Source organism: Leptolyngbya sp. FACHB-36, from assembly GCF_014695955.1.
GTDB lineage: Bacteria > Cyanobacteriota > Cyanobacteriia > Leptolyngbyales > Leptolyngbyaceae > FACHB-36.
Genome location: NZ_JACJPG010000689.1, coordinates 1 through 19399 on the forward strand (window position 1 = coordinate 1; position 19399 = coordinate 19399).

Sequence of the window (19399 nt, forward strand, 5' to 3'; positions counted from 1 at the left end):
CTTTTTTCATTCAAACGTTCCATTTAACCCTATCTCAGACGCTCACTTGGTAGGCAAGGGAGCGCTCTTATGCAAAGATAAAGAACTGTCGAAACTTAAATAATTTGCGCCGACAGCAGCTAGAGCTGTCGTATAGGAAGTACCCGTTTATGCAAGCCCATGACGAAGCATTCCCAGTGGGAAGTCGTGTCCGTGTCGCCAAGTCTGTCGTTGTCTACCACCATCCAGAACATCGAAACCAGCCGTTTGACATCCAGGGAACGGAAGGCGAGGTGATTGACGTAATTCGAGAACTGAATGGTAGACCCATCAGCGCCAATTTTCCGGTCGTAGTTAAATTTGGGGCAAAGTTTCGATCGCACCTACAGGAAGGCGAGCTAGAGTTGCTATCCTAACGTCGCCCCCGGCAGAACCAGCCAAAGACGTTAACATCCTGACGCAGCTTGTGCAGTTCGCGCCGATTCTGCTCAGCCGTATTGCGATACCACTGGCAATACTGTTCAAACGCCTCTCGCTGTTCAACTTCACGATGAAACTCTCGCGTCAGCGCATAGACGACGAGCACTTCGGGTTCTGGCTGCGGAACAGGGGCAATCCAACGATGATCGTTCTGCATGAAACAAATGGGTGGGCGATCGCTACTAGCTTATCGTCTACCGACCTGGGTTGGGGCAGCTAAAGCAAGCGGATAATTTTGGTGCAACAGAGCGTTATGCCAATTCTCTAAACTCCAGCTACAGATCAAACCACTAAAACGTAGGCGGAATCCAGCTTCTGAAATTCCGAATTGCGAATTCCGAATTGCGAATTGGTATCAGATTGTCTTGTTTACCTCATTGACTGACAAAACTTCGGAAGACCTCTCCCTCAACTCCTCTCCGACACGGAAAGGGAAGCCAGACAAACGTCCAGTTCCCTTTCCTCGTAGGAGCGCGTTAGGAGAGGTCTTCGGTGATTGGAGCAGAAGAGTTGTCAATCAATCAGCTTGCTTACGCTAGGGAGCCAGGGAATATCTGTCGCACCTGGCTCATAACCCAGTTGTTTAATCAGAGTGGTCACTTGCCCGCGATGGTGAGTTTGATGATTAAACAGGTGTGTGACTAAAACCCACGTTGGTAGCACACGGCGTTTACCATCGACGTTGCTTGTATACTCAAACGGCTGACTCAACCAGTCAGAATCAAGCTGCATCGACCACTCTAGAATTTGCTGATCGGTTTTCTCTCGATCGGCTCTCAGCGCATCAAAATCGGCATACAAGTCTTGCCCGATCCTAGTTGCCGAGAACGGCTGGTTGGTGAAACGTCCCATCCACGCCTTATCGCCATAAAGCAAATGGTTTAAGGTACCGTGAATAGATTTAAAAAAGGCTCCCAAATCTTGTTTACGCTTCGCATCAGGAATTGCTGAGCAAATCGAATAGAGACTCTGATTCATCCAGCAGTTGTATTCAGCCATTAGCTGATAGTAGCTACCGTCATACATACTCGCCCAAACGCAATCATCGTTGACAATTCTGCAACGCAAGCGCTCCAGAAACGCAGTTGCAGCAGCAATCATCCACAGCCAATTATCCAGAGCCTAACAAGGGCATCCTCCTAATCACTGCTGAACCGCTGCTGACGCTACGGAACTGACGCATAACTGCTAACAGCTAGAAGCTGCTAATTACCTCTACCCCAGCAGTTTTTCTCCCTTCAGCATCCGCTGTGCCGCATCAAGAAGCGCTTCTTCCAGATAAGGCTTCGTGAAGTAGCCGCTGGCACCCAGCGACGACGCCATCTGGCGGTGACGATCGGCACCCCGCGAGGTCAGCATGGCGATCGGGAGTTGGCTCAAGTTGGGGTCTTTTTGAATCCGAGACAGTAGCTCCAAGCCGTCCATCCGAGGCATCTCGATGTCGCAGAACACGATGTCGCAGGGTAAGCCAGCGCGGAGTTTTTCCCACGCTTCCTGTCCGTCCCGCGCTTGCTCAACGCGGTAGCCGACTTTGTTAAACGTCATCGACAGCAGCTCCCGCACAGTGATCGAGTCATCCACGATCAGCACCGTTGGTTCGGTCTTGGCGATCACTGGCTCTGTGAGCACCGGAGTTGCTCCCTGTTCCCACAGCGAACCACCTGCATCCTTGCGGAGGCGACCCATCGACAGATCAATCAGTTCTAGGACATCGGCGATCGGCATAATTCGACCGTCTCCTAGCACCGTAGCTCCGGCAACCCCAACGGGTTTGGGAACGGGTCCCTCTAGCTGCTTAATTACAATTTCCTGTTCACCCAGCACTTGGTCTACTTGCAGCGCCAGGAAATTGCCTGCGCTACGGAGCACGACGATTGAAGTAATATCGTCTTCCTGGTTTCCGCCGTAAACGTTGCCTCGGCTGAGGTGACGATTGTAGCCCAGCAGTTCGGTGAGCGGACGCAGTGGCAGCAGCGAATCGCGCCAAGCGATGCAGGGCTGTCCTTCAGCATTCGTCTGAATCCGTTCTTTGGGAACGTCCAGCATGTCTTCGACCCCGTCCATCGGGAAAGCAATCCGAGCGCGATCGCTGATGCAGCACAGCGCCTTAGAAATACTCAGCGTCAGCGGTAGTCGAATCGTGAACGTTGTGCCCTTGCCAGGAGCCGAGTCGGTGGTGATGACTCCGCGAATTTCGCTCAGGCTGGTGCGGACCACATCCATACCGACCCCGCGACCGCGAAAGTCATCCACTTCATCCACGGTGCTAAAGCCTGGATGGAACAGCAGATCGTACACATCTAGGCGACTCATGCTTTGCGCCATGGCAGGTGCAACCAAGCCCCGCTCGATCGCCTTTGCCTTGACGCGCTCGACGTCAATGCCCGCGCCGTCGTCTGAGACGGAAATAATCGTTTGGTTGCCTTGGTGGAAAGCGCGAATGGTGATGCGTCCTGCCGCAGCCTTTCCAGCCGATTGCCGCACCGCTGGCGATTCAACGCCATGCGTAATGGCGTTGTTGACCAAATGCGTCATTGGATCGTAAAGCTGCTCCAGAATCATTTTGTCGATCAGGGTTTCGCGCCCCTCGACGACCAACTCTGCCTGCTTGCCCACGCGCATTGAAATGTCGCGCACGGCACGGGGTAGACGATCGGCAGTTTGAGCAAACGGCACCATGCGCGATCGAGTCAGTCCTTCCTGAAGCTGGGTCGTCACCTGCCGGAACATTCGCGTTACCTGATCGGTTTCGTCCACGACGAACTCAATATCCGACGCTGATTCCCGGACACGCACAATTAGCTCAATCATTTCCTGCGACAGGCTATGGAAGCCAGTGAAGCGATCCATTTCTAAGGGATCGTACTCAACTTCAGGAGATGCCGTTTGGGTACCACCTTCGGTGCGTAGGGCGGACTGGTTCGTTGAAGCACGATAGCCTTGACGACTTGCCAATAGGGAGCTTTCCAGCAGCGATCGCTCATACAAATCCTGCATTCGCTGTCCTACATCGCCAAGCTGTTGCACCTGATAGAGCAAGTTATCCAGCGATTGTCGCAGCCGTTCTTGATCTTGCTCTAAGCTGTTACGATTCACCACCAGCTCTCCAACCAGATTGCTGAGGTTATCCAGGTGCTTCACGGGCACCCGCATCGTTTGCTCACTGAATACCCGCCCCGGACGCACCTGCCGACGGTTCTGCGAAACAATGCCGCGACTCGACTTCACCGTTGGCGAGCCGCCCATTTTCTCTTCGGCGTCCTTCAGCAAATCGTCCAATTCGTCGAACTCTGTGGCGGGCGGGTCGATCGTTTCTGCCGCCGGTGAATTTGCTTCTGCGGGTCCGCCCTCTAGAAGGGTTTCTAAATCAGAAAAGTCATCCACGTCATTCGATGCGACTGGTGCGGCATCTGACCCCAACATTGCACCGCCCAATGCGGCTCCTCCAACGACCAATCCTCCCACGGCATTGTCGTTTAACAGATTATCGAGGTCAGCAAAGTCGTTTGATGCGTCTGCATCTTGACTGAGCAAGTCCTCTAATCCGGCAAACTCGTTTGAGGGATCTGTACTGAGCGACGGTAGCTCCCCGCTAAAAGCAGGCGATGTTTCCTCTAACAAGCTATCGAAATCCGCTAGCGAATCAGATTCGGAGGTCGGCTCCTGGGACAGAAAATCATCCAAATTGTCAAAATCAGCGCTGGTCGGTTCCCCGGCTAAAAGTGCATCGAGGTCAGTCAACTCGTCGCTGCCTGAGCCATTTAAATCGTCCGTACCAAAATTCAATTCAAAATCGGAGGCGGCTGATTCTGTGGAACTGTCTTCGAGGAGACGATCGAGGTCATCAGCAGAGCTGGCGTCGATCGCTCCTGGAGACCTGCCGCTGGGTTTCGCGCGGTCATCCAAGTTAAACAGAAAATCGGACGTTGCTGATCCTGTTAAGAATTCAGCCGCATCGAGATCACTCAGTCCCAACATGTCGTCTTCGTCTAAACCTGACGCAGAGGTTGGTGCTTCAGCCGTTCCAATCTCTTCAAAATCTAGTAAATCTTCGTCAAAGCCCAGAGATGCGTTCCTAGAAGCAGCGTTGAGATCGTCTAGCCCGTTGGTGCCAAATAAGTCATCGTCGAAGTCGATCGTTTCTGCAACAGGCTCGTCCGCTGCATCCGTAGAAGTCTCCAAGTCGAGCAGATCCAACAGATCTGCGTCGAGATCCGACTCGCCTGCCTCGTCAAATATAAGATCCTCAGAGTCACTAACTGGCTGATCAGCCGTAAGCGAACCTAAGGGCACAGCGTCCGCAGACTCCTCCTCAGACGCTTCAAGCCACTGGTCGAAGCTCAGCGGATTTGCTGCTGGCGTATCTGCATCATCGAACGTCAGCAGAAGATCATCGCTGGTTGCAGGCGTTGTCTCTACCTCTGTCTCGCTGTCTAACAGGTTATCGAGGTCTAAATCTAGTTCGTAAGCGTCACCTACGGCTGGTGTGTCAAAGGCTAGGTCCAACTCATTAGCACTTGCAGGCGCTGTCTCAGAATTTGCTTCGCTGCTTAAGAAGCCATCTAAATCCAGGTTTAGCTCATCTGAGATATCTACGACTGGCGTATCTGCATCATCGAACGTCAGCAGAAGATCATCGCTGGTTGCGGGAGTTGCCTCTACCTCTGTCTCACTATCCAACAGGCTATCGAGATCCAGGTCTAATTCGTCAGCACCATCCACCGCTGGTGTGTCAAAGACTAACTCCAGATCGTCATCAGCTGTGGGAGTTATCTCAACCTGTGCCTCGCTATCCAGCAGGTTATCGAGGTCTAAATCTAGTTCGTCAGCATCATCCACTGCTGGCACGTCAAAGGCTAAATCCAACTCATCAGCACTTGCAGGCGTTGTCTCAGAGTCTGCTTCGCTGCCCAAGAAGCCGTCTAAATCCAGGTCTAGTTCGTCTGAAATATCTACGACTGGGGTGCCTGCATCATCGAACGTCAGCAAAAGATCATCGCTGGTTGCGGGAGTTACCTCTACCTCTGTCTCACTATCCAACAGGCTATCGAGATCCAGGTTTAACTCATCAGCACCATCCACCGCTGGCACGTCAAAGGCCAAGTCCAACTCATTAGCACTTGCAGGCGTTGTCTCAGAGTCTGCTTCGGTGCTCAAGAAGCCATCCAAATCCAGGTCCAGCTCATCTGACGTCTCTAGAGCTGGGGTGCCTGCATCATCAAACGTCAGCAGAAGATCATCGTTGGTTGCGGGTGTCGTCTCGACCTCTGTCTCGCTGTCCAACAGGCTATCGAGATCCAGGTTTAACTCATCAGCACCATCCACCGCTGGCACGTCAAAGGCCAGGTCTAACTCATCTGAAATATCTACAGTATCTACGGCTAGCGTATCTGCATCATCAAACGTCAGCAGAAGATCATCGTTGGTTGCGGGTGTCGTCTCGACCTCTGTCTCGCTGTCCAACAGGCTATCGAGATCCAGGTTTAACTCGTCAGTGTCACCCACCGCTGGCGTGTCAAAGGCCAAGTCCAACTCATTAGCACTTGCAGGCGTTGTCTCAGAGTCTGCTTCACTGCTCAAGAAGCCATCCAGATCCAAGTCTAATTCGTCAGTGTCACCCACTGCTGGCGTGTCAAAGACTAACTCCAGATCGTCATTAGCTGTAGAAGTCGGGATGGACTCTGTCTCGCTGTCTAACAGGTTATCGAGATCCAGATCGAACTCGTCAGGGCCATCTGCCGTCAGAGCCGTTGTGAAATCCAAGTCATTGGAGCGATCGATATTGTTGACTGACGTAGTGTTGCTAAGCTCGTCGATCGCCAGGTTCGATTCAGCAACACCGTTGAGATCGTCTGTTCCTAAATCTGTCCCTAAATAATTGAGACTGCCATCCTCCAGGATTAAATCGAGATCGCCACCTAAATCGTCGCCCAAGCTAAGGTCTGACGCATCTGTTGAAGCGGTGGGTGGTAGTGACGCATTTTCAGCAGTGAGGTCATCTAGAGCAAAATCAAATCCATCGATTAAGTCATCGTCGATCACGGTGGCATTTGAATCTATACCCGACTGGGCCGGAGCCGATCGATCCGATCTATCAGTCAATGCTTCAGGATCGGCATCCAAATTTAAGAAAGCAAGTGAATCGGTTGTTGAGTCGCCAAGTTCATCCCACAAATCGTCAAGTTCTGCTGCAGGTGCGGCGATTTCTGCTGTTGGCTCAGGGGAGGTCGGCAGCGGATCGAATAGCAAATCTGAATTAGAAGGTTCGCTTAAGCCACTTAGCCACGATTGATCGAGCGCGTCATCCGTTAATTCTTCTAGCGTTAGGTCTTGGATATCATCAGACGATGACGGCATGGACTCCAACAAGCTGCTGAAGTCTGTCTCCTCCGTCGCTGATAGCTCCTCTAGCTCCTCAACAAAGGGCGCATCTTCGTCTGCGAACAAGTCAAGTTCCGCGATCGACGTTTCGTTCGCAGGAGTCTCGACGGTGCGATCGGAAAATGGCTCCCATGCATCGTCCGTATCCAGCAAATCGGTGGTTGGCAGTGGCTCTGTGGAGGGCAAAGCAGCATCAAACTCGTCCCACGGATCGGCGGCAATAGACGATTCCACTGAAAGCGCTGTAGACAGGTCAAATGGATCTGTCGCGTCTCCGAGTGCAGCATCTAAATCGCTCAGATCCAGCGTGAGCGGCTCAGTTGAATTCTCTTGAGCTTGACTCAGCGTCAAATCCTGATCGTCCATGCCGCCAAACCAGTCATCCAAGTTATTCAGTGACGAGTTAGCATCCGGCGTAGCAGAAGGCAGCTCAAACGCATCAGACAAGTCAGACACAGGCGGCTCGATCGGCTCGCTTAAAGAATTCCTTGCTTCATCAGGCAGCCCGAAGAAGTCATCTAAGTCAGTTGTATCCTCGATAGCTGTATCCGGCAGCGCGAAGAAGTCGTCTAGCTCATTGTTGGCTTCTACCGTTGGTAGCGCAGGAGATGCTCCTGGTCCGGTGACATCATCCATACCAAGGAGATCGTCGCTAAACAGATCGCTTAAATCGTCCGAGGAGTGCTGGATCTCACTTGGACTCGTCTCATCATCAAACAGCAAATCCGAAAAGTCGTTGACTGGAGTCGGGTCTGGTACCCGCTCGTGCACGGCTGCTGCCTCGCTGAGCACTTCTTCTTGCTGCCAAGTTGAACGCAGATCGGGAACTTCTCCCTCAAACAAATCCGCCAGTGTATTCAACTCCGCCATACCAACTTCTGGTCCTGTTTGACTCAGTAGGTCTTCCTCGGCGATTGCGGCGGCAAAGCTTTCATCTAAGCTGAGGTCTGAAGCAGGCGACAAATCAAGCGCATCAAAGGGCAAATCACTCGCAGCGGCGAGATTGGCGTCGGAGAAGCTAGAAACGCCATTCAACTCTAGGAAGTCAGCGAAATCGTCTTCTGGCTCAGCAGCAACTAGTGGCAGCAGCTCCCGCAGTTGCTCACACGGCAAGACTTCTGGCTCTCGCCCTGCCAAAACAAGCTCCTGCGCCTGTTTAATGTCTTTGATGACAACTGGAGCCAGCGTCCGATACGCATTCTCTGAATGAGCGATCGCCTGCCGCGCAGTCTCCACCAATAAACACCATTGGGATAGATCAAGCTGCTCGCCCAAACTGCTCAGCGTTTGGCAAATGGATTGTAGCTGCTCACGAGTCGCCGGCGTTTCTGGCTGTCTAAAGAGTTGTAGCATGTCCCGCAGTCGGGCAGGGACATCGCTTCGGAACATCAACAGCAGGGCGCTGTCAACGGGTAATGACGGGGATGATACGGCTACTGTGGGGCGTGCCTTGGACACTGGTACAGTGCTTGCTCCCACGGCTGCCCGGTTCGCCAGCGTCGTAAGATGCTGGTCGAGTTCTTCAAACGTCGGTTCTACTTCGGTAAGCGTGGTTTGCGCCGCTTCCGACGTTAAGCCAAACGGCGTTTGTAGCTGCGCCACAAGCTCTTGTAGAGCATCAAAGACTCGTAGGAACAGACTTTCCAGCTTTTGATCTACCCGCACTGAGGACTCTTTCAGGATCTTGAAGAAGTCCTCTAGTCGATGCGCCACGCGCTGAATGCTGTTCAAGCCCAGCATCGCGGCTCCACCTTTAACGGAGTGAGCCGCTCGGAACAGTTCGTTGACCATTTCTGGGTCATCGAGCGTGCTTTGCAGATTCAGCAAACCCTGCTCGATCGTCGTGAGGTGGTCCTTTGCCTCCTCAATGAAGTAACCCATGATCCGCTGTTGCTGTTCAGGCTGCATAGCAGTAGTCCATTCCTTTGAAGAGTGTGATGGCTATTGAGGGCGGATGCTGCGTGACAGAACCCTTGAAGAGGTTTGACGAGACCGCTGCAACGGTACAGATGTTTGATGCTTAAGGGTAGCATTCGTCCAGCGCAAGACGGCTGCGTCGCGATTTCCGTCAAGAAACTTAACCAACCAACTGGCTCTAGATTGCTCTACTGTATCCGATTTACTAAGGATCGACATGTGTGGCTGTATTCACGGTGTCTCCGTTAGCGTTGGCGCTAGCTTACTGCTAAGCATTGCCGCCTCAAAGGAGCGGAGACCAACGTTTTCTACTTACGCTCCATCGTTTCTACCCGGAATCGCTCCACAGAGGTTAGCAAATCGCGGGCAACCCCCACCAGATTTTGCAGTGAGGCAGATACGCGCTGAGCTTCTTGAGATGTTTCCTGCGCGGTTAATTCGACCGACTGCATCACCTGTGCCACGGCACGGGAGGTTTCTGTTTGCTCGACCGTATCGGCGGTGATCGATCGAACAAGCGTATCGATTCGATTTGACACCTGAATAATATCTTCCAACGATCGCTTTGCTTGCTCTGCCAGTCGGGTACCTTCAATGACCTGCTGGGTGCCCTCCTCCATTGCCGTCATCACAGACCCCGTTTCACTTTGAATCTGAAGCACAATCTGCTCAATTTCCTTCGACGCTTTGGCAGCTCGGTCCGCCAACTGGCGCACCTCGTCTGCCACGATCGCAAAGCCACGACCGGCTTCTCCTGCCCGTGCTGCTTCAATACTGGCGTTGAGCGCCAGCAAGTTTGTTCGGGAGGCAATCTGCGAAATCAAAGCGACAATCTTGGAAATTTCCTGCGACGATTCTGCTAGCCGCTTCACCTTACGGGTGGTTTCTGCCACCGTTTCACGGATTTGCAGAATCCCAGCCACGGTGCGCTCCACCGCTTCGCCACCTTTCAGTGCGGTTGAAGATGCCGATCGAGCCACTTCCTCCGCTTCCCGAGCGCTTTCTGCTACCCGCTGAATTGACTCCGTCATCACCTGCACAGAGTTGAGCGTCACGGCTAACTCTTCTGCCTGCCGCAGCGCGTCCGACGACAAACTACGGGCAAACATTTCGTTATCTGTTGAACCTTTGCTGACTTGACGGGCAGCCGTCTTCACCTGCTGCACGATTTCTCGTAGGTTCTGAATCGTCAGGTTAAACGAATCCGCCACAGCACCGAGCACGTCAGCCGTTACTTCTGCCTGCACCGTCAGGTCGCCGCGTGCCGCACCTTCCACATCGTCCAGCAGCCGAATCACCTGTCGTTGCAAGTCTTCTTTTGCCTGCTCTTGCTCTTCGGCTTTGCGCTGCGCTTCACTGGTCGTGGTCAGAATAACCCGTGCCATCTGGTTAAAGCTGGACGATAAATGCCCGTACTCGTCTTCCGAGTACACGGTAGCACGGGCGTTCAAGTTGCCTTGGCAGACCGAATCGAACTGCGCTTGCAAATCGTCCGTCGCGCGCTTGGCTTGCTTGGCGGTGAACTGCCCCATTGTGAAGGCAGCACCAAAGCCCGCCAAGCCGCCTACCAGTGCCATCAGCCCGCCTGTTTTTCGCAACTCCGACACCACCGATTCACTGACCGCGCGATTCTGATCTGTGCCGCCGTTGGAGACAGCCGCGCTGGCTGACACAAAGCTGACTAATGCCACTGCGATCGCCGAAAAAATGCCTGCAGCGGCGGCTGTAATCAGTTGCTTCGTCGCGATCGGAGCGTTCTCTAAAGGAGCTAGCCAACCCTGCTCAACGGTCGCGGTCGGCTCTGAACTGCGTCCATCCATCTGAGTGAATGTGGGCACTTGATCCGACGTGCTGGAGAGGCTAAACACTTCGTCGTCGCGGATGGCGGACGGATCGCCGCCATCAAAGGCGGGCGCTGCATTATCCACAAACGCGTTATTGCTAAATGCGGTTTCTGCGGCGGGCGTTGCAAAATCAAACCCTCCATCTGCTGCCGGACGAGTAAAGCCAGCCGAATTCTCAGATAAATCGAAATCAGACAGGTTACCTAAATCGTCAAATTCGTCGAATTCATCCAAGAAGTCAGCGCTGCTTTGACCCATCATGTCTGCGCTTGAATCCGTAGATGAATGACCGTACAGATTGCTCGACGGGGTAGTATTCGACTCGTTCTGGAAGTCTGAGGGCGATCGAGGGGGAGTCGCAAAGGTTTGGTCGTTCGCGTCGTATGCGCCCGTACTGCCCATGAAGAGCGTTTCGTCTTCACTGCGGCGTGCGATGGGTTCAGAGCGATCAGGGTTCGGTGTGGGGGCGCGATCGTTCGTTGAATAATCGTTTGCTGGGTAATCGTTCGAACGAGTTACCTGCTCTGCACTGGGTTGATCAGAGAAGTCCAGCGGTGCAAAGGCATCGTCAAATTCATCCAGATCCGTCGAGAAGTCGTTTGGATCAAACTCCATTGCGGTGCCGTAGCTCCGATCCGGCGACCCAAAACTTGTTGAATCGTCGGGAATCTCAGTGTCAGCAATTTGGAACGGATCTGCGGCTGGCGTTGTTGCAGACGACTCATGCCGACTAAAGGGATCTGAATACGGAAGATTCTCGCTGGCAGGATCGTTAGAGTGAGCACCATTGCTAAACGGATCAGAAAACGACTCAAAGGACGGACCGATTTCCTCGGTGGACTCGTAGCTACCAAAGGAATCAAAATCTAAGTCTGGAAAGCGATCGTCCGCTGAGTCCATCAATTCGTCCTCTTGCCACGAGGTCGCCGCGTAGTTGGGGTCGCGCTCGGTCGCCGCGCCATTGCTGCTAATACCAGCGTCCTCATCGGCACCACTTGCACCGTTCACGTCGCTGATGTACTCCAACCCCGAATTGGCATAGCTCGTAAACTCCGGATCAGACGTCAAGCCAAGTACGACTTGATACTGCTCCCTAGCGACGTCAAACTGCTGCAAGCCATAGCAGTAGATGTGCCCGCGCAGCAGAGCAGCGCTCGGATCACTGGGAAACTCGTGCACCAAGCGGTCTACAATGTCTGCCGCTTCCTGGTAGTTGCCCTGAACGTAAGCCTTTTGAGCCTGCTGGTATTCGTTTGCGTACTCAGTACCTGATGCCATGTGCCTCCTCCCGGTTGAGTATTGAGTGCTGTAGCCCCGGCTGTCTGGAGGGTGTGCGAAGGGGTGAACAAGCACGGCTTGCATAACCCTTGGCGCTCATCACTCGTGTTTCAGTTTTACTGCCAGTCTCCCGTTTTTTCATCTAATTTTCCCTCCTATGCTGCCCAGCGGGCCGATCGCAGGATTGCGACCTGATCGAGCAGTCGGAGAAAAGCGCTGGCGGAATTGTCTAAGCTCCATTCTCCCCGCAGAAATGGAGCCACACTGTCGGGGACATTTGTGGGCATCTGAAGCTCTTCGATGTCGAGCCAATCCATACCGACAATGCGATCAACCGCTAACCCCAGCAAAATGTCTTGGTCTTCTACTGCAATAACGGGAACATCCGGGCGATCGGTATTGAGCGGAGCCGTATCGCCCAAAAACTGACCGAGATCGGCGACCCATACCACTCGTCCCCGCACATTCAGCGTGCCTAATAGCAGCGGTGACACGTTGGGGATAGGAGTGATCCGATCGGGCGAGGGAGAAATCACCTCTCGAATTCCAGTGGCTGGCAGCGCAAACTCATTACCAGAGGGAATGTAAAACCGCAGATGCAACTCACCCTCAGGACTGTCTAGCTCCTGAAACTCCGGAGCTTGATCCTGTCCTCTGCCAGTTAAAAAGTCGGGATTTCCTACCATCGCCGATCGCCTCTACCCTCGTAGCAATTGTTTGACGGTGCCAACCAGTTCAGTCGGCTGAAATGGTTTTGCAATGTACGCATCTGCTCCTTGCTTCATGCCCCAGTAGCGATCGAACTCTTCACCCTTAGAAGAGCACATCACCACCGGAACACTTTGAGTTTTAGGGTCAGCTTTTAGCCGCCGACACACTTCATAGCCGTTCATACGCGGCATCACAATATCTAAAACTACCAGATCCGGGCGCTGCCCTTGAATTTGCTCCAACGCCTCCACCCCATCACTCGCCACTGTCACCGTTAACCCACTTCCCTTTAAGAGGTCTGTGATCATTTCCCGTTGGGTCACGCTATCTTCCACAACTAGAACTGTACTCATAATCCTCTGCCTGCTGATCCGGTCGAAACGCTAGCGGGAAGTCCCAACGCAACTCACCTTATCCTTAAAGTACCCTCAATTCTTAGCCAAATGGCGCGGAGGGCGAAGAAGTTGCATTAGTTTTATCACTTTCTAGCTCATCTGCTAACGAGTCAGCCAAAAATGATTCTGTCTGACGACGCTGCGGGTCACCAGAACCCACATATTTTTCCACCAGCATTAGCAGTTCCCCTTCACCAAATGGCTTGGTTAAATAATCTGTAGCCCCGACCATTTTGGCGCGGACGCGATCGATAAACCCATCCTTGCCCGTTAGCATCACGATCGGAATCTGACGAAACGCCGTTGATTTTCGCAGCATCGCACACACCTCGTAGCCGTCTAAATCTGGCATGGCAATATCGCACAGAATCAGATCCGGCTTGAGTTGAAACACGAGACCTAGGGCTTTAAGCGGATTGCCGATTCCAGTGGCTTCGTAGCCGTGCTGATTCAGAATCGACTCTACGGTTTCACGAATTGCAGCGCCATCATCAATACAGACGATGCGTGGAATTCGCGCTTCCTGCCACAGCCCAAATTCTCTAGGGCGAGACTTAACTCCGGTCAAGGCATTGCTTTCATCTGGAAACGCATGGGTAAGGTGAATGATACCCTTTTGCACATACGGATAAATCGCCCGTGCCACGATCACGATGTCCCGATTCAGATACCGGGCAAACTGGCGGATCGAGGTCTTGCCATCGGCGTAGCGATCAAGCGTCTGAAACGTCCTTTCGGATAACGTTGCTTGCAGCGTCACTCGGTCCGCAATCACCGGACACTGTGCGGGCGATTGAATTTGAGGGTGCAGCTGCTTCCATTCCTGAACCTGCTTCATAATTTTCGCTACCAGTGGAGCAGTTTCTAGCGTGGTGAGCTGGGGCGACAGCGGCGGACCGGACTCAAAAATAAACGCGCCCTGATGTAGACTCAGCAGGTCAAACAGAGTTTCATGCACCATGCTTTGAATAATGCTGCGTCCTTGCGCTGGACTCAGGCTGCGGTTTTCCATCAGCGCCCACAGGTAGCCGTACTCTGGTGCGTTGATCGCCGCGATCGAGGGAACGGTCAAGCTCCGCAAATTTGCTTCAGCATCGTAGCGGCGCAAGTAGTCGGTTAACCGCGACAGGCTGGTATCTGCATTTGCCGCATAGACAATTTGACCGTTGAACACAAACACAAACCAAAACTGCCCTTCATGAAGTTTTGAGGCGCGATCGAGTGCTGAATTTCCCAACTGCATCGGGTATGCCTCCACGAACAGTTCTCCTGTTCGCTGCCCCAACTCCAGGAGTTGCAGAATGCTACGAATGTCAATTTCGCTTAACTTACCCTGCATTCAATTCAACTCATCTTCCAAAGCAACGTTCGGCTTGCAGTTTGCTGAAAAACATCTGCCCAACTTCTGAGCGGTCCCTTCAGGTTTAACGCGATACTCAAATTACCTTATAAATACTTACAAATATATAAGATTTTTCGTAGCTCCTGTTTTTAATCAGCCACCAATTTGACCCTTACGCCCAAAACATTGAGTAAATTGATAAAAGGATTGTTATTTATATCAACTGATGCACTGACGATTCTTTACAGTTCTTTACGTTCGAGTTTTAACTTGCTCCGGAAGTTTATGGATGCGGTCAATGAGCTGCTGATTGGGTAAAACGCGATCTTCGATCGCCAAGTTCTAGTGTGTAACTTACAATAGTGAGGTGAATTCGCCTCTGGGTAGAAGACTGACGCTCTAGGTCTGCCGCTAATGCGGTTGGGCATCTAGCGTAGGGAGGCAGTTGTAGGTGGGTAAAACCAAGCCAGCTATCGCAAGAATCAATGTGGGTGAACGAGAATGAGTGGAGCAGTGGAATGTTCGGTTACATGAATGAATTGCATCAGCCAGTAAAGGAATTTACGGCAGATTGAGAATGTTGCAGCGCTCAGCGAAGATTGTCTTGCAAGTGCTGGCTCACTAAACTAGGTCTAACAGACAGAGCGGACCGAATCATCAGGGCAGGTCTTCGTATCAGCCATAGACACAGAAGAGGATTATTGGCGTGCTGTATCTAGCGGAAGTACAAAAGCGAAGTGGGGGATTGCTAGGTGGTGGCAGAGCAGAGCTAAGGCTGCTAGCCTGCCAGCGATCGGAGCAAAGCTGGACTGCCGTTCCTGGCGAAGAACTGGTTCCGTTGGATGAAGGAAATAACTACAGCGCGGGCGCTCTGGTGCTGGTGGACCTAACAGCAAATAAACAGGTGCAGCGCATTCAAGAAGCAGGGCGTCCGCTGGTTAGCATTCTGCAAAACTTTTCTCGGCTGCAAGAAAAGTTCAAAACTCAAGAAGAAGAAATTGAGCAGTGGAAGCAGTCGCTGACTTACCAAAGTCAGGAACTGAATCGTCGAGAAATGGAAATGGAAACTCGACGTGAACAACTGCAACAGATGGAAGACGATTTTGAGCAGCTAGAACAGCAGCGCCAAGAGCTTGACACCACGCGAGAAGAGGTGGTGCGCCAGCGAGACGAAATCGATCGCAACCGCCAAGAGCTTGAAGGAGCCTGGAATCACTTGCGCGGCGAAATGCAGCGATTGGAAGAGCGACAAACCGAGCTTCAGAGCGCAGCCGTGCTGGATGACCAGCAGGCTCACGCGATTCAAGAGTTGCTGAATCGGCTATCTACCTCGGCGACTCCGACTCAAGCGCTGCAAGACCAAGTGAATCAGTCATTGGAAATCTTTGCCCAGCATCAAAGCCTGCTCAATCACCACTGGCAAAACTTGGAGCAGCAGCGATCGACCGCTCAGCAGCTCCAGGCAGAGGTAGATCGACTAGCAAGCGACATTCAGCAGCGGTGGCACGAGTGGCATCAGGCGCAAGACTCTTTGGAGCAAGCGCGGGCAGAGCTTAGGGTGCAGCAAAACGCGCTGAATCTGAAGCAGGAATATGGCCGCATGCTCGGTATGCAGCTTCAAAGTCACGAAGATTTACACCAGCAACTGTATCGTCTGGCTGACCAGTCCGACAAGGTTACGATCAGCCAGCATGTGGATGTCCAAGCGCTCGAAAAGATGTCCATTGAGGACTTGCAGCGGTTAGTGCAAGACCTAGAGCGAGACTTAGAGAAGCTGTCGAGCTTCGTGGAGAGCCAGGAAGAAGAACTGAGGTTAAAACAGCAAGAAATTGATGTACTGCAAGCTAGGCTACAAGCGGCGGCTGAGTACGATCGCCTCAACCTGGAAAACGAACTGGCGGACGAGCAAGACGGTTATCAGATGCTCAACGAAACGCTAGTGGGTCAGCGACGCAATCTGCGAGAGCGCGACGGCGTGCTGAACCAGTATCGCTCGATTTTGCGGCGGCGTCAGGGGCAAACAGACGGAGCCGGAAGCGAATCAAATATTGATTTGGGTCCAGTCATGGGTCAGATTGATACTCAGCGACAGCACCAAGCAGAAGAATTACGGAAGCTTGAGAGCCAAATTGAGCAAATGCAGTCAGCGATTCAGCAGGCGCAAGGCTTGATCAATAACCAAGCAACCGAACAAGAGAACAAGCGCAACACCCTTAAGCAGCAAGAGCAAACGCTGCTCGATCGCCGCGTTACTACCGCCGAAACCTGGGGTAAGGTCAACCTCTACCAGGAAATGCTCCAGCCTGTGCAGGACGGTGTGGATAGTGCTCGGCAACGCCTTGAGGCGATCGCAGGCACTCTTTCTCAAGCGCAAGAGTCTGAGCATGGTCTTGCTCAAGCGATCGCAGAACTGCGGCAAATCTTTGTTGGTTTAACAAACGTCCCGGAACTAGCCGCTTCTTAAAGTTAATTGGGTTAATTGGCGATCCTTTATCCCGTTTAGTGAGCGTTGTCACAAGCTGTGACAACGCTTGTTTTTTGCAATTTAAACAACATTTTCTGCCGGAAATCTACACTAAGGCAGAGATTTTATTGAATGTTCATAAAAAAGTCATGAAGTGACATAAAGTTTTTATGAATGACTCCGGAATTCTTTCAAGTAGCTCTGAACCGCTCGGTAGAATACTGGCGATGATGTAACCAAGTATTAAGGCTGTTCCCTCACGACTTTTACTTCGTAGCAGCACTGAGGGGTACGAAGGCAAGAAAAATTAGCTAGACAGCACTGTGCAGTCTAAGTGCTTGGGTTGAGCACTTGTAAAAGAGGGTTAGCCGTGACCTGTAAGAAGTTGGCAGGAGATCGAAGTATACAAAAGCACACCTGTATTTATTTAATCGCAAATTATTTCCCGATGCAAGACTCGGCAGGTTTCTGCCTTTGTGTAGTAATTCTGTCTACTACCGATCGATTGTCCACTACGCTCCAGTTCAATGGCTAAGTCTCACACCGTTTCCATGAAGAGAATTCTGGGGCTGCTACAGCAGCGACCCGCTAGTCTAGCGCAGTTCAGCGGCTACGTGATGACAGCAGGTGCGGCAACCGTGGTGGATGTTGTCACGTTTTCAGTGCTGACGCACTGGGGATTGTGGTACGTTTTGGCACTCTGCATCAGCTATTTCCTAGGAATCTGCACCAACTTTTCCCTCAGCCGCCGCTTTGTGTTCCGAGTCTATTGGAAAAGCTGGCAGGTGCAATATCTAGTATTCACGATCGTGGCGCTCAACAGTTTGCTGGCGAACTTAGGTCTGCTGCAGCTATTTATCAATGACTTCAAGTGGGACAAAACGGTAGCGCGCATTGTCAGTGCGGGCTGTGTTGCCATTCTCAGCTTCGTTAACCACAAGCTGTACTCATTTGGTTCTGGTGCAGCTGCGGAAGCGGCAGGCGACCGCAAGCCCTAAAAACACCAGTCCTTAATGAACCGATTCCTTGATCAACAGACAGTGAAGCGAATGCTACAGAACGCGACTTCAACAACCGAACAGCAAAAAACGTTAGGGCAAGACCAGATTCTGAGACTTGCGTTTTGGCTACTGGCGATCGTTCTGGGTGGGCTTCAGGCAGGAGCGAATAGCTACAAGCTGTCGTCCGAAGATTCAATTTCCTATTTAGACGTCGCGGACGCCTACCTGCGTGGAGATTGGACCACTGCAATCAATGCCTATTGGAGCCCGCTGTACTCCTGGCTGCTAGGGTTGGTGCGGCTGGTGCTGCAGCCGTCACCTGCCTGGGAGTTTGCAACGGTTAAGCTTACCAACGGTTTGATCTACTTAGGTGCTCTCGCCAGCTTCGAAGTCTTCCTGCACGAATTTATCGCCTCCTACCGCCGATCGATCTCGTCTGACTCTCGGTTTCTCCAAATTCCAGATTGGGCTTGGAGGCTGCTGGGCTACAGCCTGTTTCTCTGGGCGGCGCTGGTTTGGAGCACGTTGCACAGCGACACGCCAGATTTATGTACGACGGCACTGATCTATTTAGCGGCTGGAATCCTACTGCGGCTGCAGCAATCGCCCACTTGGGCTGGTTTCGCGATGCTCGGTGCAGTGCTGGGACTGGGGTATCTGACGAAAGCAGTTGTGCTGCCGCTGACAGTGGTGTTTCTGGGCGTAAGCGCGTTTTCGGCTCCGTTTCGGCAGGTGCTCCCCAAACTGTTGGCGGCGGTGCTGGCATTCATGCTGATCGCCGCTCCGTTCATTACTGCCCTCTCGTTTAGTAAAGGACGGCTGACGATCGGCGATACAGGCAGGCTAAATGCGGCATGGACTCATAATCCCGATTTGCTCGATCGCGTTTGGCTAGGGGAGCCTCCCGAAAACGGCACGCCGCTGCATCCCCCACGAACCGTGTTTGCTGACCCAGAAGCATACGAATTTGCCACGCCGATCGTCGGTACGTATCCGCTCTGGACCGATGCCTCCTACTGGAATGACGGACTGAAGCCGACGTTCAATTTAGGCAGACAGCTTCGGATCATTGCTAAAAATCTGGTGTTTTACACCAAGCAGTTTCTCGGTTTCCTTGTCCTGAGCTATTTGCTCTTGATCTGCGCAGGCGGTACACTGAAGCCGTCGCTTCGTAGCCTGAGGCAGGGATGGCGGTTTCTTGTTCCCGCCCTAGCTGGACTGAGCGCATATCTGGTAATTATTGATTTGTCGTGGGCAGCGTTTCCGGCTCAGCCATCCACCCGGTATATTGCTTCGTTTATCAGCCTGGTGGTTGCGGGCGTATTTTTTAGCGTGCGGCTTCCCAACACTCGTCGATCGCGACAGTTGCTGCTTGGGTTCGTCATTGCTGTGCTGGTCTTGGTGGGTGGGCGGCTGACCTACCAAGGTGTTCAAAATTTAGCGGCAGTTCTAAAGCTGCCAGAGAATACTGCCTGGACGATCGCGCGGAGCGCTCAGCAGGTTGGCATTCAGCCCGGTAGCCCGATTGCGATTCTGGGTCCCGATCCGTCCCATCAAGCGTGGGCGCGGCTGGCACGAGTGCGAATTATTGCTCAAATTCCCAACGC

10 protein-coding genes and 1 pseudogene are annotated in these 19399 nt (G+C 52.6%); 4 read left to right on the forward strand and 7 right to left on the reverse strand.

Annotated elements, in window-relative coordinates; genetic code table 11:
- Positions 1 to 149 precede the first annotated feature (149 nt).
- Entirely contained in the window at positions 150 to 395 is a 246-nt protein-coding gene (locus tag H6F43_RS21625; RefSeq protein WP_190345236.1) for a ferredoxin-thioredoxin reductase variable chain, read from the forward strand.
- Here the strand turns inward: H6F43_RS21625 and H6F43_RS21630 are convergent.
- From H6F43_RS21630 to H6F43_RS21660, 7 genes are all read right to left on the reverse strand, one after another.
- Complete coding sequence (locus H6F43_RS21630; protein ID WP_190345237.1) at positions 392 to 616, reverse strand: hypothetical protein; 225 nt, start codon at positions 614 to 616, stop codon at positions 392 to 394. The two genes, H6F43_RS21625 and H6F43_RS21630, sit on opposite strands and share 4 nt — an antisense overlap.
- Before the next feature lie 356 nt (positions 617 to 972).
- The gene (locus tag H6F43_RS21635; RefSeq protein WP_190345245.1) at positions 973 to 1485 is read right to left on the reverse strand and encodes a DinB family protein; all 513 of its coding nucleotides are present in this window, start codon (positions 1483 to 1485) and stop codon (positions 973 to 975) included.
- Positions 1486 to 1674: 189 nt separating this feature from the next.
- Entirely contained in the window at positions 1675 to 8748 is a 7074-nt protein-coding gene (locus H6F43_RS21640) for a response regulator (RefSeq protein WP_190345238.1), read from the reverse strand.
- Between the two features lie 317 nt (positions 8749 to 9065).
- Positions 9066 to 11879 (reverse strand): methyl-accepting chemotaxis protein, encoded by a 2814-nt coding sequence (locus H6F43_RS21645; protein ID WP_190345239.1) that lies wholly within the window; start codon positions 11877 to 11879, stop codon positions 9066 to 9068.
- 155 nt (positions 11880 to 12034) lie between these two features.
- Entirely contained in the window at positions 12035 to 12565 is a 531-nt protein-coding gene (locus H6F43_RS21650) for a chemotaxis protein CheW (RefSeq protein ID WP_190345240.1), read from the reverse strand.
- A 12-nt stretch (positions 12566 to 12577) separates the two neighbouring features.
- On the reverse strand, positions 12578 to 12943 hold the full coding sequence (locus tag H6F43_RS21655) for a response regulator (protein WP_190345241.1): 366 nt from the start codon (positions 12941 to 12943) through the stop codon (positions 12578 to 12580).
- Positions 12944 to 13025: 82 nt separating this feature from the next.
- A complete protein-coding gene (locus H6F43_RS21660) occupies positions 13026 to 14324 on the reverse strand; it encodes a response regulator (RefSeq protein ID WP_190345242.1) in 1299 nt (432 codons plus the stop codon).
- Positions 14325 to 15033: 709 nt separating this feature from the next.
- Between H6F43_RS21660 and hmpF the strand changes: the two genes are divergently transcribed.
- The 3 genes and pseudogenes from hmpF to H6F43_RS21675 form a co-directional block, all read left to right on the forward strand.
- A complete protein-coding gene (gene hmpF, locus H6F43_RS21665; RefSeq protein WP_190345243.1) occupies positions 15034 to 16791 on the forward strand; it encodes a pilus motility taxis protein HmpF in 1758 nt (585 codons plus the stop codon).
- A gap of 527 nt (positions 16792 to 17318) precedes the next feature.
- Positions 17319 to 17789 (forward strand): GtrA family protein, encoded by a 471-nt coding sequence (locus H6F43_RS21670; RefSeq protein ID WP_190345244.1) that lies wholly within the window; start codon positions 17319 to 17321, stop codon positions 17787 to 17789.
- Positions 17790 to 17831: 42 nt separating this feature from the next.
- Positions 17832 to 19399: pseudogene (locus H6F43_RS21675) on the forward strand (hypothetical protein); the annotation flags it as partial.

What these genes read in the sequence shown, in the direction of transcription:
- H6F43_RS21625 (WP_190345236.1), top strand. Translation starts at nt 150, where the DNA reads ATGCAAGCCCATGACGAAGCATTCCCAGTGGGAAGTCGTGTCCGTGTC.
- H6F43_RS21630 (WP_190345237.1), bottom strand. Translation starts at nt 616, where the DNA reads ATGCAGAACGATCATCGTTGGATTGCCCCTGTTCCGCAGCCAGAACCC.
- H6F43_RS21635 (WP_190345245.1), bottom strand. Translation starts at nt 1,485, where the DNA reads ATGTATGACGGTAGCTACTATCAGCTAATGGCTGAATACAACTGCTGG.
- H6F43_RS21640 (WP_190345238.1), bottom strand. Translation starts at nt 8,748, where the DNA reads ATGCAGCCTGAACAGCAACAGCGGATCATGGGTTACTTCATTGAGGAG.
- H6F43_RS21645 (WP_190345239.1), bottom strand. Translation starts at nt 11,879, where the DNA reads ATGGCATCAGGTACTGAGTACGCAAACGAATACCAGCAGGCTCAAAAG.
- H6F43_RS21650 (WP_190345240.1), bottom strand. Translation starts at nt 12,565, where the DNA reads ATGGTAGGAAATCCCGACTTTTTAACTGGCAGAGGACAGGATCAAGCT.
- H6F43_RS21655 (WP_190345241.1), bottom strand. Translation starts at nt 12,943, where the DNA reads ATGAGTACAGTTCTAGTTGTGGAAGATAGCGTGACCCAACGGGAAATG.
- H6F43_RS21660 (WP_190345242.1), bottom strand. Translation starts at nt 14,324, where the DNA reads ATGCAGGGTAAGTTAAGCGAAATTGACATTCGTAGCATTCTGCAACTC.
- H6F43_RS21670 (WP_190345244.1), top strand. Translation starts at nt 17,319, where the DNA reads ATGGCTAAGTCTCACACCGTTTCCATGAAGAGAATTCTGGGGCTGCTA.